Below are 24,319 nucleotides of genomic sequence, written 5' to 3' on the forward strand. Positions count from 1 at the left end.
GGGGTCGAGGGGGCGGTGGACCTGCTGTGGGAATCACCCCACGGGGAGGCCGTGGTGGTGGCCTTCAAACACGGCGGGCGTCATCCACTGGGCGCGGCCGCGTACACCTACGAGCTGGCGGCACTGGGACTGGTGGCCCGGCGGATGGTGCGAGAAGGGGTGCCGGTGCGGGTGGGAGTCGTCTTCCTGCGAGAGCCCCAGCCGGAGCCCGAGTGGCTGTCCGGGACGAGGGGCCTGGAGGAGGCCGCCGGGCGGCTCGCTGGGGCAGCACGGGCAGTGGCACGCGGTGAAGCGAGCGGTGAATGGGATGGGAGGGAGAAGGCAGCCTGCCAGGCCCTGCATTGTGGCTTCGCGGAACACTGTCACCTGGCCCCCCGCGCGTGCTAAGCGGCGAGCACCATGCCGAACGTCGTCGTCATCGGAGCGCAGTGGGGAGATGAGGGGAAGGGCAAGGTCGTTGACCTGCTCACCGAGCATGCCCAGGTCGTCGTCCGCTTCCAGGGCGGCAACAACGCGGGCCACACGCTGGTGGTGGGCGGGCAGAAGACCGTTCTCCACCTGATTCCCTCGGGTATCCTCCACCCTGGGAAGACGTGTGTGATTGGCAACGGAGTGGTGGTGGATCCTGCCGTCCTCGTCGGGGAGATTGACGCGCTGAAGGTGCGCGGCTTCCTCAAGGACGACGCGCAGCTCCTCATCTCCGACAATGCCCACGTCATCTTCCCGTGGCACAAGCTGCTGGACAGCTTCCGCGAGAAGGCGCGCGGCGGCAGCGCCATTGGCACCACGGGCCGGGGCATTGGCCCCGCGTACGAGGACAAGGTGGCCCGTCGCGGCATCCGCATGCGGGACCTGCTCAACGCGGACCGGCTGCGCACGCGCATCGAGGCCCGGCTGCCGGCGGCGCTGGACGAACTGAAGGACCTGTGCGCGCAGGCGGGCGACCCGGTGCCGCAGCTCGAGGTGCCGCAGGTGCTGGCGGAGTTCACCGCCCTGGGCGAGCGGCTCAAGCCCTTCGTCCACGACGCCTCACTCTATCTGTCCGGTCATGTGCGCCGCGGCGCCCGCATCCTCTTCGAGGGCGCGCAGGGCACGCTGCTGGACGTGGACCACGGCACCTATCCCTTCGTGACGTCCTCCAACTGCGTGGCGGGCAACGCGGCGGTGGGCTCGGGCCTGGGCCCCACGGCCATCGACAAGGTGATGGGCATCAGCAAGGCCTACACCACGCGCGTGGGCGGCGGTCCGTTCCCCACGGAGCTGAACGACGCCATCGGCGACCAGCTGCGCAAGATGGGCGACGAGTTCGGCACCACCACCGGCCGGCCCCGTCGCTGCGGGTGGCTGGACGGCGTGGTGCTGCGCTACGCCTCGCGCGTCAATGGCCTGTGGGGCATGGCCCTCACCAAGCTGGACGTGCTCAGCGGCCTCAAGACGCTGCAGATCTGCACCGCGTACGAGCTGGACGGCCAGAAGGTGACGGAGCTGCCCGGCGACTACGAGGACCTGGCGCGCGTCAAGCCCATCTACGAGACGCTCCAGGGCTGGGACGAGCAGATCGCCGGCGTGCGGACCTTCGACGAGCTGCCGGAGAACGCCAAGCGCTACGTGCGCCGGGTGGAGGAGGTCAGCGGCGTCCCCGTGGTGTGCGTCTCCGTGGGCGCCGACCGCGGTGAGACGGTGCTGCTCCAGAACCCGTTCCGGAGCTGAGCGGAGGCGAAGGGCTGGCGTCGCTCGCGGGCGTGCTGACGCGGCCCTGGTTTTTCTGCTACGGCTTCCGGATCGATACCCCGGGAGCCGTCATGGTCGTCTTGCGCAGGTTCGTCATCGCGCTGTCCGCGGCAATGCTGCTGGGGGCCGCGGAGCCATCCGCCGCGGCCCGGGCCGCCTTCCTGCGCGGGGAGTCGGCGCTGGCGCGTGGCCGCTGGGATGACGCGGCCACCGCCTACCGCGAGGCCCTGGCCGACACGCCCGGCTATCCCTCCGCCCTCAATGGCCTGGGCAGCGTGCTCTTCCGCAAGGGGCAGGTGCAGGAGGCGCTCACGCTCTTTCGTGACGCCGCGAAGGCCGACCCCGGCTTCAAGATGGCCTGGTTCAACCTGGGCTATGCCGCGCGGAAGACGGGGGACGCGGCCACCGCGGCACAGGCCTACGAGCGCTACACCGAGCTCGAGCCTGGCGACGCGGACGGCTTCTACGGGCTGGGGGAGAGTTACCGGCAGCTCGGCCAGAAGGACAAGGCGATTCCCGCGTACCAGGCGTACATCGCCCGTGAGCAGCGCAAGGGAGAGCAGGTCTGGGTCCGCAAGGCGACCGAGCACCTGAAGGCCATGGGCGCCGAGCCGCTCGTGGTTGCCACCGCGCCTGCCGCTGCGACGCCCTCGGCGGCGCCCGCCGCGGAATCCGTGACGTCCAATCCGGCGCTGGCGGCGTCGCGCATCCGTGACGGCGATGCCTTGATGAAGGAGCGCCGCTACCGCGAGGCGGCCTTCGCCTTCCTGGATGCGTCCCACGCGGATGCGGGCCATGTGGAGGCCTTGTTCAAGCTGGGCAACGCCTTGGCGGTGCTGGGCTACTACGGACAGGCGGTGGCGCAGTGGGAGCGGGCCACCGCGCTCACGAAGGACGCGGCCATCCAACAGAGCGCGAAGGAGAACATCGACCGCGCGCGGGCGAAGATTGCGCAGGCGGGCGCTTCTCCCCTGGCCGCGGGACAGGCACCGGGCTCTGGCCCCGTGGCCGACACGACGCGCGCGCTGGCGCGCCGGGCGTATGAGCAGGGCGTACAGCGCATCGCCAGCAAGGACTTCAGTGGCGCGCTGACCAGCCTCACCCAGGCCATCCAACTCGAGCCTATGCTGGCCGTGGCCTTCGTCGCGCGAGGCAGCGCCAACATCGGCCTGCGTCGCTACGCGGAAGCCGCGGCGGACTATCAGTACGCCTTGGAGCTGGAGCCCGGCTCGGCGTCACCGCTTTACGGACTGGCCGAATCTTTCCGCGCCATGGGCCGCACGCTGGAGGCACGCGACCTCTACGAGCGCTATGCCGCCTCCTCCTCCGTGGACGTCCGCCCCCAGCTCCAGGAGGAATCCCGACAGAAGGCGGCGCGCCTGCGTTGACCGGCAGGCAGGAAGCCTGAGGGTCGGTGGACCGTGCCAGCCCCAAGCATTAGCTTCCATGAATGACTGGGCGCGACGCGGAACCGAACGGACGGCAGGTCTTCAGACCCCGACGGGTCCTCGCAGCGGTCATGGCCGCCGCGGGTCTCCTCTGGATTGCCGTGCTGGTGTACCTCCTCCGATTCTTCGATGAGGTCCCGCTCAAGACCTTCCTCTCGGCGGGCTTTTTCGTCCTCTTCTTCGCCGTGTCGCTCATGTACTACGGGCGCACGCACATCGTCGTGGATGCCCGGGGCTTGACCTACCGAGGCATGGTGCGGACGCGGCGCTTCACCTTCGCGGACATCCGCAAGCTCGATGTCCTGCCCGGGCCCGTGACGGTCTACGCCATCCGAGGCAAAGCGGGCCTCGTCCACTTCACCAGCTTCTTCATGCACCATCAGCAGCTCGCGCGGCTCCTCGTGGAGCGCGCGGGGCTGGGGCCCATTCCAGGCTGAGCCTCGCGTCAGCTTCCCGTCGCGAGCAGCCACGTGACGGCCACGCCCACGGAGGCCGCCACCGCGCCCAAGCCAATCAGCCACCATTCGCCGCGAGGCTTGGGCACGCTGGGAGGTGCCTCGGGCGTGGGCTCCACCGTGACTTCGGTGGAAGCAGGGCCGACCGCGCCAGAGGGCGGTTCCTGCTCGCCAGCAGGCGAGGCGGGGGGCGGGGGCTCTTCCACGGCGGCCTGGAAGCGGAGCAGTGAACGGCCCATTTCAATGACGTCGCCATCCGCGAGCGGAACCCGGGATTCGACGCGCTGGCCGTTGAGGAAGACGCCGTTGGGGCTGCCCAGGTCCTCCAGGGAGAATCCACTCTCGCCGTGGAGGACGCGCGCATGCGTCCTGGACACGGCCCGGTCTCTCAGCCGCATCGCCACGTCGCTGCCCCGGCCGATGTCCGTCTGCGCCTCGGCGAGCGCATGGACGCGCCCGACATCCAGTCCCGTGAGGCAGGTGAGGGTGGCCGCGCGCGATGGGGCCGGTTCATCCGTTCCCGTCAGCAGTCCCTTGAGGAGTGCCACGGTGCCCAGCCCGCGCTCACTGACGGCCTCTTGAAGCACGCGCAGTCCCATGTCGTCGGGCAGGCCGAGCGCCTCTCCGGGAATCACCAGCCTCGGGACACCCGGGGGGACCAGCACGCCATTGACGGAGAAGGTGCGCGCGGCCTCGACCATGAGCCGCTGTGCCTCGATGCGAAGACTGAGAAGGCTCGGGGGCAATCCCTCCAGTCGGATGTGGTCATCCGGGCCGCCTCCCAGGAGGTGGATGCCATCGGAGAGCTCGAAGGGGGTGGTGGAGCCCAGGTGTTCGAATTCGAAGCGCATGAGACAACCCGGAAGCAACGGGCCGGCCGTCCCAGGAGGCCAGGGTTCCGCGGACTTGCCGTCCATGTGCGTCCCGGTGGCGATGGGGTCGTCCGAAGCGCGAGACGCCCGCGGAGGCAACGCGGACCTGCTCAGGCGGCGCGCGGCGTCTCGGAGGCTGGCGACTGGCCGGCACCGGAGCCCGTTCGCGTGCCGGGATACACGGCCACGGCCGAGCCGTCCGCGACGAAGGCGGAGCTGGGCTTGCCGCGCAGGAAGGGGACGAACCTCGCGCCGTACATGCCTTCCACGTCGATATCGAGCTCGGTGTTGTCCACCTGCCACACGGACCAGCGGGGATGCTCCACGCGGTACTCCGCGCAGCCGCCGTCCCGTTGCGCGGTGTAGCCCCAGTAGTGCTCGGTAATGAACTCCGCCTCCGAGCCGGGCTCGCTGGCCTGCGGCGGCCCGAGCGTCGTCGCCGCCAGGTGCTGCCACCGTCCCCCTGCCTTCCACGCATACTCAACACGGCCGGGGGCGCCGGTGTGCGCGCCTTCCATCTCCACGACGTGTCGCATGGGCAGCGCGACATACGGCTCGTTGTAGAGCACGCGCGCCACGGTGGCGATGGCCTGTCGCGGGACGATTTCCTTCACGAACACCACGCCTCGTCGCCAGCCTTCAGGGCCAAGGTGGCGCACGTAGAAGCGCAGGTTCACCTCGTCGAAGTTCCGGTGGAACGGCACGGGAAGTCCCCGCACGCGCGTGTCGAGGAACCGGAAGCCCACCATGCTGGCGAAGGTCCGGCCCTGCCAGGTGTCCAGCTCCGTGTCTCGGGGGACGAGGGGGCGCAGGACCTCCGGGTCCACCTCGTAGTTGAGCATGACGAGATACCGCCACTCCGCCGTGAGGAAAGGGCGCATGCCTCCGTCCTAATGCGGGGTCGTCTCCCGACGCCACTCAGTCTGACGGCGGGCGTGCGTCGCGCTCACCCCTCGCAGAAGCCGGCATTCTGCGACGGGGGAGCGCTCGGCGGAGGCCAGGTGTCCGGGCTCGCTCCATGCCCAGGCACAGGTGGCCGCGTCGCTACCAGGTCGCGCCGATGTTGACGGTGCCCGCGTAGCTGCCGCCGCTGCTGAAGTTCCGGTCGCCAATCGTGACGTCGCCGGGCGGGGCGTTCGCCGCGAACTGCTGGTCCAAGAGGAAGCTGTACTGGAGCCGGGCATCGGCGGTGAAGTTGCCCATGTGGACGCGCAGGCCGCCGCCCAACGGGATGTTGCCCGCCGTGTCATCCGCGAAGGCGACCGTGGGTGCCCGCACGTTGTACCGGCTGATTCCCACGCCGCCCAGGACGTAGGGCTGCACGGGCGCGGCACCCAGGCCCAGCGTGGCCACCACGTGCGCGCCGTTTCGTACCAGGTCCGGGCCGCTCCGGGCGCCCGTCACCACGCGCTGGTCGAACTCGTTGATGGCGCCCGAGTAGCCCAGCTCGAGGCCCAGCACCTTCGTGGGCTTGATGGCCACCGTCACGCCGTAGCCAAGGCCCGGGTTGATGTCGGAGCCCAGTGCGCTCGTGTAGCCCTCGACACCGCCGCCCACCAGGAACGTCAGTCCGCGCATGTCCGCGGAGGACTCCAGCCGCTCCTGTGCCATGGCGCTCCCTGCTCCCAGCACACCCACCACCGCACCCGCCTTGAGTAGAGTTTTCATTCGCGCCTCCCTTGGGCCTGAACCGCCGGTTGAGGCGAGAAGATGGGAGCCACCGCTCGGCATGACAATTGCCGGGACTTCAAGGCGAGAGGAGCTCGATGGTTGCCTGCTCGCTCACCTCGTGGTGAACCCATTGGACGCGAAGCCCGCTAGGATGCGCGGCCCCGATGCGTCTCCCGTCCTCCGTCCTCGCTCCGCTGCTGGCCGTCACCTGTCTTGCCACCGCCTGTCGTGATGAGCAGGCCGGGCCGCGTCAGCAGACGCCCCGCATTCCCGCGCCCACGCAGCTTCGCACCCTGGACGCGGCGCCCGCGGACCTCACGTTCCGCAGCGGCGCGACGTTCGCCGGTGGCGCGGTGGTGTACCTGGGCTCCAAGGTGTCACCGGAAAAGGCCTCGCCCGGCACGCAGGTGCGGTTGGCCCATTACTTCCAAGCGGTTCGTCCGCCGCCGCAGGGCTTCGCCTTCTTCGTCCACGTCGTGGACCCGGCCAGTGGCGGCATGCTCACGAACGCGGACCATGAGGTACAGGGGGGCGCCGCGCCGCTGGCGTCATGGCCGGTGGGCAAGGTCATCGAGGACGTCCACTCGGTGCCCATGCCGGGCACGCCCGCGCGCGTGATGCTCGGCTTCTGGCGGGGAGACTCCCGGCTGCCCGTGGACGACGCCAATGCGCATGACGGCTCGCAGCGGATGCTGGGGCCCCAGCTGGGCGGGGCCGCGCAGGAGCTGCCCGAGTACTCCGTCCCGCGCGTGAGCCAGCCGCCCACCATCGACGGCGTGCTCGACGACGCGGCGTGGAAGCAGTCCAAACCGGTGGTGCTGCGCCGGAGCTTCGACGGGAGCGCCGCGCGCCAGCGCACCGAGGCGCGGCTCGTCCATGACGGCAAGTTCCTCTACGTGGCCTTCGACCTGGATGACCCGGACGTGTGGGGCACACTGCGCAAGCGCGATGACCCCATCTACGAGGAGGAGGTGGTGGAAATCTTCCTCGACGCGAACGCGGATGGCCGCACCTACAACGAACTCCAGGTGTCACCGCACAACGTCATCTTCGACGCGTACTTCCCCGCCCGTCGGCAGGGCATGGACCGCTCCTGGGATTCAGGGATGACGTCCGCCGTGAAGGTGCGGGGCACGTTGGATGATGCCTCGGACCGTGACGAGGGCTGGTCGGTGGAGATGCAGATTCCCTTCGACCGGCTGGCCGAAGTCCCGCACATCCCGCCCCAGCCGGGTGATCGCTGGCGCTTCAATCTCTACCGGCTGGAGCACCATGACCGCCGCACGGTGGAGGGGCAGTCCTTCTCGCCCCTCTTCGTCGGCGACTTCCATGCGCTGCCGCGCTTCGGTTGGCTCGTGTTCGAATAGGGGCGCCCGCGCTCACGCGTGGGGGCTGATGTCCCAGTGCGCGTCCGCGACGGACCGCTCGGTGGGGTCCCCCAGGAAGCGGAGGAAGCCGCGAGTCTCCATCGTGTCGATGAGCTCCTCCGCCTCTAACTGCGAGAAGCCGCGCATGTCCACGAGCAGGTTGCGCATCACGGACTTGCCACGGAGGTACCCGATGGGTTCTCCGGGGCCGAGCGCGTTCTTCAGGTCGGCGGTGAGCTGCTGGAGGTCGATATCCTCTGAAATCATCGGCCCCAATCTGGTGATGGGTCCCCAGCCCGCGCAACCGGTGTGACTCGGGGAGAGGGCTCGTTGGGCAGGAAGGTGAGCAGGCGGACGTCCTGGCCGTCGCTTTCCACGGTGATGGCGCCATGCTGGTCCGTTCTCCAGCACTCGCTTCCCAGCGCCCGGTATCGCGCCTCCACGTCGTCGTGGGGGAAGCCGTACCGGTTGCGCCGGCCCACGCAGAAGACGACGTGCCGTGGGCGTGTGCGTGCCAGCAGGGCTTCCGTGGAGGATGTCCGTGAACCGTGGTGAGGGGCCTTCATCACCGTCACCGGGCCCAGCTGTTCCGCCAGGGCCTCCTCGCCATCCGCCTCCACGTCGCCCGTGAGCAGCACGGTGACGTCGCCGTGGCGCACCAGGAGCACCACGCTTCGGTCGTTCGCGCCTTCCAGCAGGTCGCGTGCCTCCAACGCTGGTGGCCCGAGCACTTCGATGGTCGCCTCGCCCAGGCGCAGGGGTGGATGGCCCACCTCGACTTCCTCCACGAGCGCCGTCCCCGCCGCGGCCACCACCTGCCGCGAGAGCGGACCGTCTCCGTCGCCCGCGGGCATCCACAGTCGCTGGGTGGGAATCTGTTTCAACGCGGATGCCAGCCCGAGCGCATGGTCCGGGTGCGGATGTGACAGCACGGCGAGGTCCAGCCGGGAGATGCCCGCGTGCTTCAGGTACGGGAGGATGAAGCGTTCCGCGGTGTCCATGCCGCCTGGAACGCCGCCGCCATCCACGAGCATGTGCTCACCACCGGAGCTGACGACCACGCCGTCGCCCTGACCCACGTAGAGAAAGGTGACGCGCAGCCCGGGCTGCGGCGTGAGCACAGGTGCCAGGATGGCGGCGACGACGGCCGCGGGAGCCAACAAACCGCCCAGCCGCCAGCGCCCCGTGCCGAGCGCCCACGTCAGCAGCCCCGCCGCGTAGAGCGCCGACAGGAAGCCCAGTGACGGCACCTCGACCGAGGCCAGCGGCGCCGCCGCGAAGAGCCGGGTGATGACCAGCAGCAGCTCGGACGCCCACGCGCCGGCCCACAGCACCGGCGTCGCCAGCACGGGGGCGACGACGAAGAGCGCGGCGCCACCCGCGGCCAGACCCGTGAGCAGCCCGCACAAGGGCAGGGCGACCACGTTCGAGATGAGCCCCGCGATACTCACCCGTCCGAAGGTCGCCGCGACGATGGGGAGTCCCGACAGCGTCGCGGCCGCGCTCGCGCACAGCGTCTGCGCCACCGTCTCCCGGGCCTGTCCCCACCAGCGCCGGACGCGGTGGGGCTCGGACGGGTCGAGCTCGGCCAGGGGCAGCGCCTGCCGCAGCGGCGGTGATAGCAGCACCAGTCCCAGTACGGCGAGGAACGACAGTCTCAGCGACAGGTCGGCCACGCTGGAGGGCGCCCAGGCCACCAGCACCACGGCCGCGGCGGCCAGTCCGTTGAGCCCGTCCGCGCGCCGCCACAGCGCCAGCCCCAGCAGCACCACCGTGGCCATCACCGCGGAGCGCACCGCGGGCGGCTGGTTGTCGGTGAACACGACATAGGCCCAGACGAAGGGCACCGCCGCGGGGGCCGCCACCTGCCGAGCATCCAGCATCCGCCACCGCTCGCCGGTGCGCACCACCAGCCTCCGCAGCACCGCGAGCGTCATCAGCGCCAACGCCGCCACGTGCAGCCCGCTGACACTCAACACGTGGGCCAGTCCTGCGCGAGAGAAGGCCTCTTCCCACGAGTCATCCAGCGCGGCGCGTTGCCCCGCCGCCAGGGTGAGGAAGAGCGCCGCCGCATCCGTCGATGGCGACACGGCATGGACCGCCGCCGCCAGCCGCGTGCGCGTGTCCTCCAATGACACCCGCCACGCCGGGGCAGGGGAGAGCACCACCAGGCGCCGCGCGTCCATGCCACCGGTGAAGGCCACGCCCTGTCGCCGTCGCGCTGCTCCGAAATCCTTCTCGCCCGGGTTCGATGGGGGTGCGTCTGGCTGCAGCTTCGTCTCTGCCCGGACACGTTGCCCGGGCAGGAGCGGCGGTGGCTCGCCGCGCAGCGACAGGTTCATCCGAAACCGTACAGGCGCGAGCGGCCCGGGAGAGACGCCCGCCCGCGCGACAGCCAATCGGACACGTGTCGTCCCGTCGAAGCGGTCCACCCGCTCCGTTTCTCCCTCGATGACGATGGTGTTGCCTTGGGTCAGCTCCGCCGGCACATCCACCTGGGATTCCCAGCGCGCCAGCCCCGCGCCCGCCGCCCAGAGTGACGCCAGCACGGCGAGATGTGCACCAGGCAGCCGGGCAAGCGTCAGCCCGAGCGCTCCCAGAAGAAGCCCACAAACGAGAAATGGTTCAGCGTACGCGCTTGTTACCGGGGCGCAGAGGGCTCCGAGTGACAGGCTCAGGGCGGGAAAGAAGAGAGGACGCGCGCCCAGGTCGCGCCAAGCATGACGTTCCACCTTCCGACCCCCACCCGCCGCCCGTCACACTGGTGCACACATCTGCCGACACCGCGTGTAGAAACCGACAACGTAGTCGGGAGCGTCCTGGGTGGTCAAGGCGTTATCGTTGCCCGTGGATGTGGTTTGTGGTAGTAGTGCCCGGCTGAAAGGCCGGGAACGAGTCTTTCAAGGAGGCAGTGAGTGCAGACCAGCTTCAAGACTGGTGACAAGGCGGTCTACCCGGGCCAGGGCGTCGGTGAAGTGATGGGTATCGAACACACCGAGGTGGCCGGGCAGCGCCAGTCCTTCTACGTGCTGCGCATCCTGGAGAACGGAATGCGGATCATGATCCCGATCAACAAGGTCGGGTCGGTCGGTCTCCGGGAGATCATCAGCGAGGAGGACGTCAAGCAGGTCTACTCCATCCTCAAGGAGAAGGACATCTCCGTTGACTCCACGACGTGGAACCGTCGTTACCGGGAGTACATGGAGAAGATCAAGACGGGCTCGGTGTTCGAAATCGCCGAAGTGCTCCGCGACCTCTACCTCCTGAAGGGCGACAAGGACCTCTCCTTTGGCGAGCGGAAGATGCTGGATACCGCGCGCTCGCTGCTCATCAAGGAGCTGTCGCTGGCCAAGGACTGCTCCGAGGAAGAAATCGAGTCGGACCTGAAGAAGATCTTCAACCTGGCCTGAGCCGTCCAGCTGCCGTCCAAGACTCGTCGCCCCGGGTTCCCAGTCAGGGGGCTCGGGGTTTCGTCTTTCCACGCCACATCATGCCCGCCCATGAGTGAGCAGCTTCCGCAGTCCCCCTCGGAAGAGGCGCGAGCGCGCCGCATCGCGGAGCTCGAGTTCCGGTTGTCACGCCGCCGCGTGGGCGTACGTCCCATGGCCGCGGTCATGGCCATCGCCGTGGGACTGGTGCTGCTCGGCATGCAGTGGAAGGACTTGTCGTATTTCCTGTCTCCAATCGTGCCGCTGACGCTGGGGGCGGAAGGGGCGTACCGCTTCGAGGCGCTCACTTCCAACCGATACGCCCAGGCGCATGGTGTGCCCACGGTCCGGGGCGCCTATGAGCGCGCGGACGGTGCGCTGTATGTCCTCGTGGGGCTGCGGGACTCGCCCTTCGTGGTGCGCCGGCCAGCGCTCCCGGGGGAGCAGTGGATGGATGGCCGTCCGCCGCCGCAGCCCGACCAGCGTCCCTTCGCCGTGCGAGGACGGCTGCTGGCGCAAGAGGATGCCCCTCGCTACCGCGACGCCCTGGCCCTGATGGAGCGCATGGGCGAGCTCCAACCGCGGGACGGCCGGTTGTGGCTGCTCATCGAAGGCGAGCGGCCCGGCGCGGACAGGGGGTTGCTGCTCGTGTGCCTGGCGCTGGTCACCTTCGTGGTGCTCAACGCGATGCTGCTGGTCAGGGGGCTGAAGCGCCGGTGAGCCGGCCGAGTTGCTCGCGGGCCTCGCGGTTGCCAGTGTCGTGCTTCAGGGCCTGCTCGAAGGCGGCGCGCGCCTCGTTCACCCGGCCCGCGGCGGCATGCTCCGTGCCGACCTGGACGTGGAGTCGCGACAACTGCTTGCGCAGGGGCGGTCCGTGTTTGCTCCAGCCATGTGCCAGGGCATCGTCCACGGAAATGGCGAGCGTCAGCTGGGCAATGGCCTCCGGGAAGTCCCGCTGCGCCAGGGCCTTCTTCGCCTGCGCCTCGGCGGTCTCGAAACGGATGAGCTGCCCGTGCAGCGCGGTGAGCTTCTCCGCCTGGGCCAGGTCCCGGGCCGCCGCCAAATCTCCCGCTTCGTAGCGGCGCAGGACCTCGGCCTCCTTCGCGGAGGTGGCGTCGGATGGCGCCGCCGCCGAATCGAGCGCCCCAGCCGTCCGCTTGTTCGAGGGGGCAACGGCCATGGGACGCACCTGCTTCGTGGTGCCCCGCGCCACGTTCAGGGCGCTGATGCCCGTGGCCTTGGGCGTCAGGGGCGCGTTCTCCTCTTTGGGGGGCGGATTCTCCGTGGTGGTCGTCGCGGCTCCAACCGCCGTGTCGCCTGTTTTCTCGGCGCTGCTGGCTGCGGGCACTTCCATGTCGAGCCGCGTGGGCGCACCCGACACGACCACGGTCGGCGAAGCGGCGGCCGCATTCCGAGGGGCCGCCGGTGGCGGGGCGGGAGCGGTGTGCTCCGTGCCGCCGGCCATCTGCATGGAAAGCAGAGCGATGAGCGCGGCCACACCCGAACCGAGCGCCGCGGCGCCCAGGGCCACGCCCACCGTGCTCAAGGCCCTGCGCGAAGGCGGCGCGTCGTCGTGGGAGACCGCGGGCACACCCAGGGCAGGGGTTCCACCGGGACCGCGCAGGCGCAGCAGGGCATTGCCGAGGGACACCTCGTCCCCCGGCATCAGTTCGACCTCCGAGGTGATGCGATGGCGGTTGAGGAAGGTGCCGTTCTGGCTGCTGAGGTCCTTCAGGTAGAAGCGCTCGCCGCGGCGGGTCAGGTGCGCATGCCGACGGCTGATGGACGGGTGTTGCAGGCGGAGGTCGGACGAGGAGGACCGCCCGATGACCAGCGCCCCCTGTTTGACGGGCACCAACTGCCCGGCGCCGGGGCCTCGCTCGACGTACAGGAAGGCAGGCGCGTACCCGGGGTCCGAGTACTCATTCGAGGTGTCGAAGCGGGAGGCGAGCTCGCGGTCGCTGTTGGCGCGCCCTCCCGGGCCCTGGCGCCGGCTGCGGCGGGAGCCGGCGGGAAACTGGGGCACCCGCTGGGGACGCGGGTCGTCAGCCTGGAGCGGATCCACCTCGTCGTCATCGAAGGGCAGCTCCACGTCTGAATCCTGGGGCGCCTGCGTACCGGGCGGGCGGGGCGGCCGAGGGGGCCGCTTTGGGTTCGGTGGAGCCATGATGCCCATTCTCCCAGATTGGGGGCGGCGACGAACCCCTTGCGAATACTGGCCTGTCCGCGACCCGAGACTCTAGAGTGCGGGACGCACCCACGCCTATGGACCCGAGAGGATTGCCGCACGTGACCCCGCCCGCCATCCGGCTCTTCAACACGATGACCATGCAGAAGGAGCTGCTGCAGCCCGCCATTCCTGGCGAGGTGGGGGTCTACGTCTGTGGTCCTACCGTCTACAGCTACATCCATATCGGGAATGCCCGCACCTTCACCTCCTTCGACGTGGTGGTCCGCTACCTCCGTCACCGGGGCCTGAAGGTCCGGTACGTCCGCAACTTCACGGACGTGGACGACAAGATCATCAAGGCGGCCGCGGAGACTGGGGAGGCCCCCGTGGAGCTGGCGGCACGCTACGTGGAGATCTTCCGGGAGGACACCCGGGCGCTCCACCTGCAGGAGCCGGACTTCTCGCCGCGGGTGAGCGACCACCTCCCCGAAATCATCGCCATCATCCAGAAGCTCGTGGACAAGGGCCACGCGTACGCCTCCCAGGGCGACGTGTACTTCTCCGTGAGCAGCGACGCGGACTACGCGAAGCTGTCCAAGCGCAACCTGGACGAGCTGTGCGTAGGCGAGCGCGTGCAGCCGGGTGAGCAGAAGCGCGAGCCGCTCGACTTCGCCCTGTGGAAGGCGGCCAAGCCGGGAGAGCCCGCGTGGGAGAGCCCCTGGGGCCCCGGCCGTCCGGGCTGGCACATCGAGTGCTCCGCCATGAGCGCGAAGTACCTGGGTGAGACGTTCGACATCCACGGCGGCGCGCTGGACCTCATCTTCCCCCACCACGAGAACGAAATCGCCCAGAGCGAGTCCGCCAACGGCGTGACCTTCGCCCGGTATTGGATGCACTGCGGCTTCCTGGACCTGGAAGGCGCGAAGATGTCCAAGTCGCTGGGCAACGTGGTGCGCCTGCGCGACGCGCTGACCAAGGTGGACCCGGAAGCGCTGCGCTTCTTCTTCCTCGCCACGCACTACCGCCACCCGCTGTCGTTCTCCGACAAGGCGCTGGCGGATGCTGAGACGCGCATGGAGTACTTCTACGAGACGCTCCGCAAGGTGGACGAGCGAATCTCGGGGAAGGACTTCGGCAAGGGGCCCCTGCATGGCGACCCGCAGCGCTTCTTCACCGAGTTCGAGTCCGCCATGGACGACGACTTCAATACCGCGGGCGGCCTGGGCGCGCTGTCGGGGCTCTTCGGGTTGATGAACGAGCTGACCGACAAGCCGCCCGTGAAGGACAAGGCCCTGGTGGGCCGCACACTGCAGGCGCTGCGTGAGGACGTGCGCAGGGTGTCTGGCGTCCTGGGCCTCTTCGAAGACGCGGCCGATGCGTGGCTGCTGCGCCGCCGCGAGCGCGCCGTGCGCGAGCGGGGCATCGACGTGGCGGAGGTGGAGCGCCTGCTGGGCGAGCGCACCGCTGCTCGCGCGGCGAAGGACTTCGCCGCCGCGGACCGGGTGCGAAGCGAGCTGAAGCAGAAGGGCGTGGAAATCATGGACACGCCCGCTGGCACGACGTGGAAGGTGGCGCCGCTCCAGGGCTGATGCAGTGCTTCGGGTGTCCCGGGCTTCGTGTTAGGGCTCGGGACACCATGATGCGCTCGCTGTCCCTGCTTCTCGCCCTCTGCTCCGCTCCGGCGCTCGCGCAGCGCGTGCAGTTGACGACGCCCGCGGAGCAGTCCGCGTCCGGTGTCATCGCTCCGGAGGTGCTGCGCGCGCACGTGCGCTTCCTCGCGAATGACCTGCTGGAGGGCCGTGGTCCCGGCACACGGGGGGACGCGCTCGCGCAGGCGTACATCGCTTCGCAGTTCGAGGCGCTCGGGTTGCAGCCGTCGGGCACGGACGGCTCGTACCTGCAGCCTTTTGACCTGGTGGGCGTCACCAGCAGCCCCAAGGATTTGTCGTTCCAGACGCCCCAGGGCGCGGTGCACCTGAAGTTCCACCACGACTTCATCGCCGTGTCCGGCGTGCAGGCCCCCGAGTCGAAGCTGGCGGCGTCCGAGCTCGTCTTCGTGGGCTACGGCATCCAGGCCCCCGAGTACCAGTGGGACGATTTCAAGGGGATGGACCTGCGCGGCAAGACGCTGCTCATCCTCAATAGCGACCCGGAGGATGACCCGCAGCTCTTCGCGGGGAAGACGCGGCTCTGGTACGGCCGCTGGGATTACAAGTACGAGCAGGCCGCGAAGATGGGCGCGGCGGGCGCCATCATCATCCACACCACGCCGAGCGCGGGCTACCCGTGGCAGGTGGTGCAGACGTCGTGGACGGGCGAGCAGTTCGAGCTGCCCTCGGCGGAGGGACCCCGCCTCCAGGTGAAGGCCTGGACGACCGAGCAGGCCACGCGCCGGGTGTTGCAACTGGCGGGCAAGGACCTGGGCGCGCTGTGGGCCGCCGCGCAGACGCGCGACTTCCAGCCCGTGCCACTCGGGGTGACGGTGTCGTCGCGCCTCACCAACACGGTGCGCCGCAGTCCCACCGCCAACGTGCTGGCGCTGCTGCCCGGAAGCGACCCGAAGCTGTCCCAGGAGGTGGTGCTCTACACCGCGCACCATGACCACCTGGGCCGCAAGGAAGGCGGCAAGCCGGGCGAGGACACCATCTACAACGGCGCGCTCGACAACGCGTCCGGTGTGTCGGCGATGCTCAACATCGCCAAGGCGTTCAAGGCCCTTCCCAAGGCGCCGCGCCGCTCCATCCTCTTCGCCGCCGTGGCCGCCGAGGAGCAGGGGCTGCTGGGCTCGCAGTACCTGGCCGAGCACCCGCCCGTGCCCCACGGCCGGGTCGCCGCCAACATCAACATCGACGGCGCCAACATCCATGGCCGCACCCGCGACCTCACCGTCATCGGACTGGGCAAGTCCAACCTGGACGCCACGCTGGTCGCCCTGGCGAAGACGCAGAACCGGGTGGTGAAGGCGGACCAGTTGTCGGACCGCGGCTTCTTCTACCGGTCGGACCAGTTCAACTTCGCCAAGCGGGGCATTCCCGCCGCGTACTTCGGCAGTGGGATGGACTTCATCGGCAAGCCGGAGGGCTGGGGCAAGCAGCAGCGGGAGGTCTGGGAGTCGAAGCACTACCACCAGCCATCGGACGAGCTGCGTCCGGATTGGGACTTTTCCGGCGCGGTGGAGGACGTCCGCCTGTTCTTCCTGCTGGGGGCCCACGTTGCCCGGCAACCGGAGCTGCCGCGCTGGAACAAGGGGGATGAGTTCGAGGCTGCCCGGCTGCAATCCCTGGAAGCGTTGAAGCGGCAGGACACTTCGAAGTAGCGCGGTCACGAACATCCGGCCTTCCCACCCGCGCGGTGTTAAGTCTCGCGGGTATGTCGGACTTTCAGCTCGTCAGCGAACACAGTCCCGGAGGCGACCAGCCGAGGGCCATTGGCGAACTCACGCAGGGCCTCCTGCGGGGTGACCGCTACCAAACCCTCCTGGGCGTCACCGGGTCAGGCAAGACGTTCACGATGGCGAACGTCATCGCCAACGTGCAGCGGCCCACGCTGGTGATGGCCCATAACAAGACGCTGGCCGCGCAGCTCTACGGCGAATTCAAGGCGCTCTTCCCGCACAACGCCGTCGAGTACTTCGTCTCGTACTACGACTACTACCAGCCCGAGGCCTACGTTCCGTCGACGGACACCTTCATCGAGAAGGACTCGTCCATCAACGACAACATCGAACGGATGCGCCACTCGGCCACCCATTCGCTGCGCACGCGGGACGACGTCATCATCGTCGCCAGCGTGTCCTGCATCTACGGCCTGGGCGCGGCCCGCAGCTACGTGGACCTGGCGGTGCGCGCGGCGGTGGGCGAGGAGATGGGCCGCGACACCTTCATGCGCAAGCTGGTGGAGGCTCAGTACAAGCGCAACGACTTGGACTTCCACCGCGGCACCTTCCGCGCGCGCGGAGACACCGTCGAGGTGTTCCCCGCGTACGAGGAGGAGCGGGCCGTGCGCGTCAGCTTCTTCGGTGACGAGGTGGAGCGCGTCACCGAGTTCGACCCGCTGCGCGGCGTGACGCTGGGCGCGCTGGAGAAAATCGTCATCTTCCCCGCCAGCCACTACGTGGCGGAGGAGGACGTGCGCCGGCGCGCGATTCAGACCATCCGCGACGAGCTGTCCGAACAACTGCAGACGTTCAAGCGCGAGGGCAAGCTGTTGGAGGCGCAGCGGCTGGAGCAGCGCGCCATGTTCGACTTGGAGATGATTGAGCAGGTCGGCTACTGCAGCGGCATCGAGAACTACTCCCGGCACTTCTCCGGCCGCGCGGCGGGAGAGCCGCCGCCGTGCCTCATCGACTACTTCCCACGCAACCTGCTGGTGATGCTCGACGAGAGCCACCAGACGGTGCCGCAGATTGGCGCCATGTACCGCGGTGACCGCGCGCGCAAGGAGACGCTGGTGGGCTTCGGCTTCCGCCTGCCCAGCGCGCTGGACAACCGCCCGCTCAAGTTTGGTGAGTTCGAGGAACTGGTGCCCCAGGCCATCTTCGTCTCCGCGACGCCGGCGGAGTACGAGCTTCAGAAGTCACAGGGCGTGGTGGTGGAGCAGATCATCCGCCCCACGGGCCTGACCGACCCGGAGGTGGAGATTCGCCCCGTGGGCAATCAGGTGGACGACCTGCTGGAGGAGGTGCGCCAGCGCGTGTCCCGCAGTGAGCGCGTCCTGGTGACGACGCTCACCAAGCGCATGGCGGAAGACCTCACGGAGTACTTCTCCGACGTGGGCGTGCGCGTGCGCTACCTGCACTCGGACATCGACGCGATTGAGCGCATGGCCATCATCCGCGACCTGCGCAAGGGCGAGTTCGACGTCCTGGTGGGCATCAACCTGCTGCGCGAGGGCCTGGACATCCCCGAGGTGTCCCTGGTGGCCATCCTGGACGCGGACAAGGAAGGCTTCCTGCGCAGCCACGTCTCCCTCATCCAGACGATTGGCCGCGCGGCCCGCAACGTGAGCGGCCGCGTCATCATGTACGCGGACAACGTCACCGACTCCATGAAGAAGGCCCTGGAGGAGACGACGCGCCGCCGCGACATCCAGCGCGCGTACAACCAGGAGCACGGCATCACCCCGCGTTCGGTGAAGAGCAACATCACCGACCTGTCCGAGCACGCGGCCTACGATGCGGGGGACGTGGGCGCCCTGCCGATGGCGGCCGAAGGCGAGGACGACGTCCTCCAGCCGAAGGAAATCAAGCGGCTCATCGAGGAATTCACCAAGGAGATGCTCGCCGCCGCGGACGAGATGCAGTTCGAGAAGGCGGCCGAGTATCGCGACCGCGTGCAACTCTTGAAGGACATGGACCTGGGGCTCAAGCCGGCGTCGCGCTCGCTGCTGCGGGCCCCGGCGAAGGCGGCGGAAGCGGAAGCCCCGAAGAAGGGCAAGGGGCGCGGGGGCGGAGGACGCTCCGCGCGGGCCCGGAGCCGCAAGTAGGCGGGGGCTGGCATGGACGCGAAGCTCCTGGAGAAGCTGGACGCACTGCCCACCGAGCCCGGCGTGTACCTGATGAAGGACCGCCGGGGTCAGGTCATCTACGTCGGCAAGGCCATCAACCTGCGCAGCCGGGTGCGCTCGTACTTCAACCGCACAGGCGACACGCGCGTCTTCGTGTCCTTGTTGGACCAGTTGCTGGGTGACCTGGAGACGGTGCTCGTCAGCAACGAGAAGGAAGCGCTGCTGCTCGAAAACGAGCTCATCAAGAAGCACCGGCCGCGCTTCAACGTCCTGCTCAAGGACGACAAGCAGTTCATCTCCCTGCGCCTGGACCGCACCCAGTCCTATCCGCGCCTGGAAGTGGTGCGCAAATACGAGCGCGACGGCGCGCGCTACTTCGGGCCGTACTCCAGCGCGGGGGCCATTCGCGAGACGCTGCGGGTGGTCAACCGCTTCTTCCGCCTGCGCACGTGCACCGACCACGTGCTGGCCAACCGCAAGCGGCCCTGCCTGTTGCACCAGATTGGCCGTTGTCCCGCCCCGTGCGTGTACCCGGTGCCCCAGGAGGACTACCACCGCAGCGTGGACGAGGTGGTGATGTTCCTGGAGGGCAAGGCGGGGGAGTTGGTGGAGGGCCTGCGCCTGCGCATGAAGCGCGCCGCGCAGGAGCTCAAGTTCGAGGAGGCCGCGCGGATACGAGACCAGCTCAGCGCCATCGAGCGGAGCCTGGAGCGGCAGAAGGTCGCCACCACCGACTTCAAGGACCAGGATGTCTTCGCCTTCCACCGGGAAGGGGACCGCATCCTGTTCTACGTCCTGTGGGTGCGGCAGGGCCGGCTCAACGGCGGGCAGGCCTTCCCCTTCGGTAGCCAGGAGTTTCCCGACGAGGAGCTGATCGCCTCGTTCGTCAACCTCTACTACGACCAGGGCAGCTTCGTGCCGGAGGAGGTGCTGCTGCCGCTGGAACTGGAGGACGGCACCGGGGGGCTCGAGGCACTCCTCACGGAGCGCAAGGGCGAGCGCGTGCGCGTCCTGGTGCCCAAGCGTGGGGAGAAGCTGGACCTGGTGAAGATGGCGGCGAAGAACGCCGACCAGGCCTTCGTGGAGCGCCGCCGCACGAAGGACGAGACGGACACCGTGCTGTCCCGGCTCCAGCAGCGGCTGGGCCTGCGCAACTACCCGCGCCGCATGGAGTGCTTCGACATCTCGCACTTCCAGGGTTCGGCCATCGTCGCGTCGCAGGTGGCGGTGACGGACGGGGACGCGGACAAGTCGCGCTACCGGAAGTACAAAATCAAGACGCTGGAGAAGCAGGACGACTTCGCCAGCATGTACGAGGTCATCTCCCGCCGCCTGAAGAAGGGCCTGGAGGACAATGACCTGCCGGACCTGCTCGTCATCGACGGTGGCAAGGGACAACTGGCCAGCGCGCACGCGGCGATGAAGGACGTGGGCGTGGATTCGGTGGACGTGGTGGGTCTGGCCAAGAGCCGCGACCTGGAGGTGTTCGACCGCGACGCGGAGAGCGCCCGAAGCCCCGAGCGCGTCTTCGTGGTGGGGCGCAAGGACCCCATCGTCCTGTCCCAGAACTCGGCGGAGATGTTCATGCTCACGCGAATGCGGGACGAGGCCCACCGCTTCGCCATCACCTTCCAGAAGCAGGTGCTGCGCAAGAGCCGGGTGCGTTCGGCGCTGGAGGACATCCCCGGCGTGGGCGAGACGCGGCGGAAGCAACTGCTTCGGCACTTCGGTTCGCTCAAGCGGGTGGGGGACGCCTCCATCGAGGAGCTCGCGGAAGTCGTCGGACCGGCCATGGCGGAACGCGTCCATGCGGGCCTCCACGGGCATCCAGAAGAGGATGCGGAAGATCCCGTACGGGAGGCTTCCCTTGACGACGCGCACGAACCCGTTGACGAAAAAACGCAGGGAGGGTCGCCACGCGGGGCAGCGTGATTAATTTCCGCTGCAGACCTGATGGGAAGTGCGCTGGAAGCGCGACGTTCCTGGGGTTTTTCATTGCGACTGGGCTCGGCGCTGAACTATAGCGGTTGACGATTCCGAGCACGTTTCACAGAGGGCGAGGGACCGACATGAGGCTGTATCCGAAGGTGATCCCGATCATCTCGCGCGAGGCCATTCAGCAGCTCATGCAGGACGGGGACATCGAGGTGGAGCCGATGCGCGTGGCCGACGCCGAGATGGACCTGTCAGCCATCATGCGTGAGTACCTTGCGAACGAGGAGCGTGTGAACCAGGCGACGCGTGAAGCGCTGGAGCGTCGCGGCTACGACTATTCCAAGTTCAACCAGGTGAAGCGCGAGATGGCGGACGTTCGCGGCTTCAAGATGGGCGACGAGGGCATCGAGTACGTCATCAACCAGATGATTGAATTCCTGCTCATCAGCCGGAACGTCGAAGAGGTGTACTCGGCGGATAACGGGCTGCGTCAGAAGATCTTCGCCGTCATGAAGCGTCACCTCGACGTGGACGACGAAATCGACAAGGAAGCCCGCTCCCGCCTGAAGCACCTGCAGGAGGGCACCAGCGCCTTCGACATCGAGTACAACAAGACGGTCGAGCAGATCCGCAGGGCGCGCGGCCTCATCTAGTTCGCAGGGGTGGGGCATGCCGTTCCCCGCTCCGCTGCCTACCTTGTAAACCAAGGAGGCAGCGTCGATGGCGGGACCCTTCACCACGTTCGTTCTGTCCGGTTTGCTGGCCGCGGCGCCAGGCGGGTTCACGTTCGAGGGCCGCGAGGCCAGCGCGAGGACCGAGCAGCCAGACGGCTTCTTCATCCAAGGCTCACTTCCCTTCACGGACCTTGCTGAACGCGGCACGGGGAGCGCGTCGCTGACGGTGGAGGACCGCGTTTCCCTTCCGGGCGCCACCTTTGGGGATAAAGGGACGCTGGAAGCGTCCTTCCGCCTGGGGGCCACGGAGTACCGGGTAGAGTTGATGCGGCCTGGTTTCCCGCCTGAGCAGGGGCAGGGGGGCTCGGGCCCGCTTCCTCGCCCGCCTCAACATGCCATTGGCGGCGGCGTGTTGCTGGACGTCCCGCTCTATGGGGACAGTGGCCTGGGCTGGGCGGCGATGACGCGTACCCACGCCGCGGTGGCTGTCTGGGGTGTGGGCAGCGTCTGGCGCAACGGGCAGCTTCTGACGGACACGGCGTTCGTGCACGCGGCGGCGCTGGCCGCTGGCGCGTACGCGGATGACGACACCCACCGGTTGCTGCGGCAGGCTCGCTACGACGACACGGAGCTCGTGGTGCTGGTGTGGAACCTCCCGCCGCAGCTCGAGCCGCGCGGCTTCATCCAGTTCGTGTTCGAGGACGTCGCCATCGACGTGGGCGGCACGGCGGTGAGTTCGCGGCCCTTCGTGGAGAACACGGGCAATCCGCCGCTGAGCTGGCGCTCACTGACGCCAGTACCGCCCTCCGCCATGGTAGGAGCGCCTGTCGCCGCGTCGCCCCCGCCCGCGCCTTCGGCCATCGGGGGCAGTGGGACGGCTGGGGCGCTTCAAGGTGCGGGGGCCGTCACGCGGGTGACGGTGCCGGCGACGGCTCCAGGGCGCCTGGCGACTGCGCCCGTGCAGACCACGACGGTGCCAGGGGCGCCGGTGACGCCTGAGGTCATCAGTGGGGGCCTGCTCGTGCCGATGGTGACGAACACGCCCGTGACATACTCGGGACAGCTTCCGGTGACGCCGTTGGATGGGACCACCGTGGTGGCGGGGACGCCCGGGAGAGGCACGACAAGGGGGGCGTTCGCGACGCCGCCCACCACGTCCACCTTCGGTTCGTTCACGGTGCAGCCGCTGGCGCCGGGCTCGTTCGATGCGTTTGTCGGCACGGGGCAGTCCAGCGCGGGCATCATCGCCACCGAGCCTCCGCTCAACTCGAATCCTGCCGTGCCGCCGCCGGGGTTGCTGAGCACGCCAGCGCCGCTGAATGCCGGGACTCCGGCGCCGTTGCTGGGGACGCCCGCGCCGCTCAACGCCGCGCCAGCGCTCCCGCTGCCCGCGACGCCTTCTCCCGTGTTGGGGCCCGCGACGACCGCTCCTGCGCCCGCCGCGCCTGCTGCGGCGGGTCCTTGAGTGGATGTTCGTAGCGACAAGGCTGCCTGGACAATTGGCGGAGCTAGCGCATTGGCGCGGGCCGTATCCTGCTCTCGGCCTGCAACGGGCACTGCATCGGCGTGCGTTGGCACTGCCTGCGGCTGGGGCAGGCGTGACAACGAGGCTTCACAGCGGAGCGTCAGCGGCTGCGCACCGGCGCATGTGCCAGCCGACTCATGCTCGCGGCCTGGGACAGGCGCTTGCGCAGCCGCACGACGGCGTCATGGAGTGAATCCAGTTGCTGAAGGACGCGCAGGTCATCACCCGAGTCCACCAGCGCGGCCGGTGTCACCGCTTCCGTGCGAAGCGTGTCGAGCAGGTCCGTGAAATGGGCCTCCACCTCACCAAGCGCGTCCAGTCCCTCACGGAGGTCATCCTCCAGCAGGTCCACGAGCACGGCCGCGTCAGTGCGCGCAGGCAGTGAGCGGGCGAGCTGTTCCACCGCCACCCGGACCGGGTCTGCACGGCGCGACGGCGTAGGGGCGACGAGGGTCAGGGCCGGAGGGGGCATGGCCTCGACGCTACAGGCAGGTAGCACTCCGTCAATTTTCCAGTCAGGGCCGAAGCCCGGCGCACCGACGCGCCCCGGCCCTCGGAGCGAACCCAGGAACTTCACCAGTGCGGCGCGGTCCGAGGCCACGGGCCTTCGGTGCGGCAACGAAGTGGTGCGTCAGCCGCTCACCACTTCATCGTTTCCTGACCTTCGCTCTTTTGTGGTTTCTCACCCGGACGCGACACGGAGGTGAGGGTGGCGCGCACGGCGCCCAGGTCGATGGTGCCCACGGCGGCCAGCGGCAGGCGGCGCGCGTCGTCCGAAATCCAGACGTGGACTTCACGCTTCTGCTTGGGCCGGTCCAGTCGCACGGCGGTGCCCGTCACGTGCCAGGCATTGAATTGGCCCAGCGGCGTCGTCACCTGTTCGCGCTTCACCACCGCGCCCTGCATGCGCCACATGCGACGCACGCCGTAGACGTCGAAGCACACCTGGAGGTCATCCTTGAGTGGCAACTGGCGCAGCAGGTAGATGGCCCCGGCCACATCCAGGCCGTCCTTGTCGAAGGTGTAGTTGAACTGCCCCTTGGGGCGCTGGCCGAACTGGTAGTCGACCTTGACGGTGCGCTCCTTCTGGCCGAACGCGACGTCCACCTTGCGGCGCTGTTCGTTCTCCATGGTGTCCTCGACGTAGCGCTTGGGGCGCAGCGTGCGAGGGTGGAGATACGCGGTGGCGCTGCCGCGCACGCGCCGCACCTTGGAGAAGAAGGTGTTGGTCTGCGCCTCCACCTGGATGGGGAGATGCCCATCCTTCTGCTTGTGGACGCGCATCGTCATGGTGCCCGCCTGCGCGCCCATGGCGTCGAGGTCGAACTCGAGCACCTCACCCGGCATGAACGCCATGGGCGTGCGCAGTGCCGGAAGCGCGGAGGTGCACGGCGCCACGGTGAGGGGCCCCTCGGGTTCCTCGGCCTTGGCGCTTTCGGCCTCCGGCGCGTCCGCCTCCGCGTCCGGCAACTGGGCCCAGGCGCTGATGCTGGACAGTGACAACAGGGCCGCGAAGAGGGTGCGCAAGGGGCTCATCC

Annotated in this window: 20 protein-coding genes and 1 pseudogene; 13 read left to right on the forward strand and 8 right to left on the reverse strand. The window is 68.8% G+C overall.

Annotation, left to right across the window (positions count from 1 at the left end; genetic code table 11):
- The 4 genes and pseudogenes from F8M74_RS16795 to F8M74_RS16810 all read left to right on the forward strand — a co-directional run.
- Positions 1-387 (forward strand): annotated as a pseudogene (locus F8M74_RS16795) (DNA helicase UvrD); the annotation flags it as partial.
- A gap of 12 nt (positions 388-399) precedes the next feature.
- Positions 400-1,710, forward strand: coding sequence for an adenylosuccinate synthase (locus F8M74_RS16800; protein ID WP_141258656.1), 1,311 nt, complete (start codon positions 400-402; stop codon positions 1,708-1,710).
- A gap of 92 nt (positions 1,711-1,802) precedes the next feature.
- Positions 1,803-3,119, forward strand: coding sequence for a tetratricopeptide repeat protein (locus F8M74_RS16805; protein ID WP_171410541.1), 1,317 nt, complete (start codon positions 1,803-1,805; stop codon positions 3,117-3,119).
- A gap of 62 nt (positions 3,120-3,181) precedes the next feature.
- On the forward strand, positions 3,182-3,616 hold the full coding sequence (locus F8M74_RS16810; RefSeq protein ID WP_141258654.1) for a PH domain-containing protein: 435 nt from the start codon (positions 3,182-3,184) through the stop codon (positions 3,614-3,616).
- 8 nt (positions 3,617-3,624) lie between these two features.
- Here F8M74_RS16810 and F8M74_RS16815 read toward each other — a convergent pair whose 3' ends face one another.
- The 3 genes from F8M74_RS16815 to F8M74_RS16825 form a co-directional block, all read right to left on the reverse strand.
- The gene (locus F8M74_RS16815; RefSeq protein WP_141258653.1) at positions 3,625-4,485 is read right to left on the reverse strand and encodes an FHA domain-containing protein; all 861 of its coding nucleotides are present in this window, start codon (positions 4,483-4,485) and stop codon (positions 3,625-3,627) included.
- A 131-nt stretch (positions 4,486-4,616) separates the two neighbouring features.
- Positions 4,617-5,387 (reverse strand): YqjF family protein, encoded by a 771-nt coding sequence (locus tag F8M74_RS16820; protein ID WP_141258652.1) that lies wholly within the window; start codon positions 5,385-5,387, stop codon positions 4,617-4,619.
- Between the two features lie 163 nt (positions 5,388-5,550).
- Complete coding sequence (locus tag F8M74_RS16825) at positions 5,551-6,174, reverse strand: hypothetical protein (protein WP_228559808.1); 624 nt, start codon at positions 6,172-6,174, stop codon at positions 5,551-5,553.
- A 167-nt stretch (positions 6,175-6,341) separates the two neighbouring features.
- On the opposite strand from F8M74_RS16825, the gene F8M74_RS16830 reads away from it, so the two are divergent.
- On the forward strand, positions 6,342-7,544 hold the full coding sequence (locus F8M74_RS16830; protein WP_141258650.1) for a carbohydrate-binding family 9-like protein: 1,203 nt from the start codon (positions 6,342-6,344) through the stop codon (positions 7,542-7,544).
- A 12-nt stretch (positions 7,545-7,556) separates the two neighbouring features.
- Here F8M74_RS16830 and F8M74_RS16835 read toward each other — a convergent pair whose 3' ends face one another.
- Complete coding sequence (locus F8M74_RS16835; protein WP_171410542.1) at positions 7,557-7,811, reverse strand: hypothetical protein; 255 nt, start codon at positions 7,809-7,811, stop codon at positions 7,557-7,559.
- The gene (locus tag F8M74_RS16840; protein WP_141258648.1) at positions 7,808-10,276 is read right to left on the reverse strand and encodes a DNA internalization-related competence protein ComEC/Rec2; all 2,469 of its coding nucleotides are present in this window, start codon (positions 10,274-10,276) and stop codon (positions 7,808-7,810) included. Before F8M74_RS16840 ends, F8M74_RS16835 begins: the two co-directional genes overlap by 4 nt.
- Positions 10,277-10,459: 183 nt before the next feature.
- Here F8M74_RS16840 and F8M74_RS16845 point away from each other — a divergent pair, with 183 nt between their 5' ends.
- Together F8M74_RS16845 and F8M74_RS16850 are read left to right on the forward strand one after the other, a co-directional pair.
- Positions 10,460-10,954, forward strand: a complete 495-nt coding sequence (locus F8M74_RS16845; protein WP_013939202.1) for a CarD family transcriptional regulator — start codon at positions 10,460-10,462, stop codon at positions 10,952-10,954.
- 90 nt (positions 10,955-11,044) lie between these two features.
- Positions 11,045-11,692: a hypothetical protein gene (locus tag F8M74_RS16850; protein ID WP_141258647.1), complete on the forward strand. Its 648-nt coding sequence runs from the start codon at positions 11,045-11,047 to the stop codon at positions 11,690-11,692.
- Here the strand turns inward: F8M74_RS16850 and F8M74_RS16855 are convergent.
- On the reverse strand, positions 11,670-13,064 hold the full coding sequence (locus F8M74_RS16855) for an FHA domain-containing protein (protein WP_141258658.1): 1,395 nt from the start codon (positions 13,062-13,064) through the stop codon (positions 11,670-11,672). The genes F8M74_RS16850 and F8M74_RS16855 overlap by 23 nt on opposite strands.
- 173 nt (positions 13,065-13,237) lie before the next feature.
- On the opposite strand from F8M74_RS16855, the gene cysS reads away from it, so the two are divergent.
- The 6 genes from cysS to F8M74_RS16885 all read left to right on the forward strand — a co-directional run bounded on the left by cysS (position 13,238) and on the right by F8M74_RS16885 (position 22,721).
- Positions 13,238-14,731, forward strand: coding sequence for a cysteine--tRNA ligase (gene cysS / locus F8M74_RS16860; RefSeq protein ID WP_171410243.1), 1,494 nt, complete (start codon positions 13,238-13,240; stop codon positions 14,729-14,731).
- Positions 14,731-16,458: a M28 family metallopeptidase gene (locus tag F8M74_RS16865; protein WP_141253847.1), complete on the forward strand. Its 1,728-nt coding sequence runs from the start codon at positions 14,731-14,733 to the stop codon at positions 16,456-16,458. Before cysS ends, F8M74_RS16865 begins: the two co-directional genes overlap by 1 nt.
- Before the next feature lie 53 nt (positions 16,459-16,511).
- Entirely contained in the window at positions 16,512-18,626 is a 2,115-nt protein-coding gene (gene uvrB, locus F8M74_RS16870; RefSeq protein WP_141253848.1) for an excinuclease ABC subunit UvrB, read from the forward strand.
- 12 nt (positions 18,627-18,638) lie between these two features.
- Positions 18,639-20,579, forward strand: a complete 1,941-nt coding sequence (uvrC, locus tag F8M74_RS16875) for an excinuclease ABC subunit UvrC (protein WP_141253849.1) — start codon at positions 18,639-18,641, stop codon at positions 20,577-20,579.
- Positions 20,580-20,716: 137 nt separating this feature from the next.
- Positions 20,717-21,235, forward strand: a complete 519-nt coding sequence (locus F8M74_RS16880; protein ID WP_013939209.1) for a DUF507 family protein — start codon at positions 20,717-20,719, stop codon at positions 21,233-21,235.
- A 67-nt stretch (positions 21,236-21,302) separates the two neighbouring features.
- On the forward strand, positions 21,303-22,721 hold the full coding sequence (locus F8M74_RS16885; RefSeq protein ID WP_141253850.1) for a hypothetical protein: 1,419 nt from the start codon (positions 21,303-21,305) through the stop codon (positions 22,719-22,721).
- 160 nt (positions 22,722-22,881) lie between these two features.
- Here F8M74_RS16885 and F8M74_RS16890 read toward each other — a convergent pair whose 3' ends face one another.
- Together F8M74_RS16890 and F8M74_RS16895 are read right to left on the reverse strand one after the other, a co-directional pair.
- Positions 22,882-23,253 carry a hypothetical protein gene (locus F8M74_RS16890; protein WP_171410244.1) on the reverse strand — a complete coding sequence of 124 codons (372 nt, stop codon included), beginning with the start codon at positions 23,251-23,253 and terminating at the stop codon, positions 22,882-22,884.
- Positions 23,254-23,420: 167 nt separating this feature from the next.
- Positions 23,421-24,317 carry a DUF3108 domain-containing protein gene (locus F8M74_RS16895; RefSeq protein WP_141253851.1) on the reverse strand — a complete coding sequence of 299 codons (897 nt, stop codon included), beginning with the start codon at positions 24,315-24,317 and terminating at the stop codon, positions 23,421-23,423.
- Between the last annotated feature and the right edge of the window lie 2 nt (positions 24,318-24,319).

It is taken from the genome of Myxococcus sp. CA023, assembly GCF_010998615.1.
In the GTDB taxonomy this organism is placed as follows: Bacteria; Myxococcota; Myxococcia; order Myxococcales; family Myxococcaceae; genus Myxococcus.

Excerpts from the sequence above, each read along its gene's own strand:
- F8M74_RS16885 (WP_141253850.1), top strand. The coding sequence starts at position 21,303 with ATGGCGGGACCCTTCACCACGTTCGTTCTGTCCGGTTTGCTGGCCGCG.
- F8M74_RS16815 (WP_141258653.1), bottom strand. The coding sequence starts at position 4,485 with ATGCGCTTCGAATTCGAACACCTGGGCTCCACCACCCCCTTCGAGCTC.
- uvrB (WP_141253848.1), top strand. The coding sequence starts at position 16,512 with ATGTCGGACTTTCAGCTCGTCAGCGAACACAGTCCCGGAGGCGACCAG.
- F8M74_RS16825 (WP_228559808.1), bottom strand. The coding sequence starts at position 6,174 with ATGAAAACTCTACTCAAGGCGGGTGCGGTGGTGGGTGTGCTGGGAGCA.
- F8M74_RS16830 (WP_141258650.1), top strand. The coding sequence starts at position 6,342 with ATGCGTCTCCCGTCCTCCGTCCTCGCTCCGCTGCTGGCCGTCACCTGT.
- cysS (WP_171410243.1), top strand. The coding sequence starts at position 13,238 with ATGGACCCGAGAGGATTGCCGCACGTGACCCCGCCCGCCATCCGGCTC.
- F8M74_RS16865 (WP_141253847.1), top strand. The coding sequence starts at position 14,731 with ATGCAGTGCTTCGGGTGTCCCGGGCTTCGTGTTAGGGCTCGGGACACC.
- uvrC (WP_141253849.1), top strand. The coding sequence starts at position 18,639 with ATGGACGCGAAGCTCCTGGAGAAGCTGGACGCACTGCCCACCGAGCCC.
- F8M74_RS16810 (WP_141258654.1), top strand. The coding sequence starts at position 3,182 with ATGACTGGGCGCGACGCGGAACCGAACGGACGGCAGGTCTTCAGACCC.
- F8M74_RS16895 (WP_141253851.1), bottom strand. The coding sequence starts at position 24,317 with ATGAGCCCCTTGCGCACCCTCTTCGCGGCCCTGTTGTCACTGTCCAGC.
- F8M74_RS16850 (WP_141258647.1), top strand. The coding sequence starts at position 11,045 with ATGAGTGAGCAGCTTCCGCAGTCCCCCTCGGAAGAGGCGCGAGCGCGC.
- F8M74_RS16890 (WP_171410244.1), bottom strand. The coding sequence starts at position 23,253 with ATGCCCCCTCCGGCCCTGACCCTCGTCGCCCCTACGCCGTCGCGCCGT.
- F8M74_RS16820 (WP_141258652.1), bottom strand. The coding sequence starts at position 5,387 with ATGCGCCCTTTCCTCACGGCGGAGTGGCGGTATCTCGTCATGCTCAAC.
- F8M74_RS16805 (WP_171410541.1), top strand. The coding sequence starts at position 1,803 with ATGGTCGTCTTGCGCAGGTTCGTCATCGCGCTGTCCGCGGCAATGCTG.
- F8M74_RS16800 (WP_141258656.1), top strand. The coding sequence starts at position 400 with ATGCCGAACGTCGTCGTCATCGGAGCGCAGTGGGGAGATGAGGGGAAG.
- F8M74_RS16835 (WP_171410542.1), bottom strand. The coding sequence starts at position 7,811 with ATGATTTCAGAGGATATCGACCTCCAGCAGCTCACCGCCGACCTGAAG.
- F8M74_RS16880 (WP_013939209.1), top strand. The coding sequence starts at position 20,717 with ATGAGGCTGTATCCGAAGGTGATCCCGATCATCTCGCGCGAGGCCATT.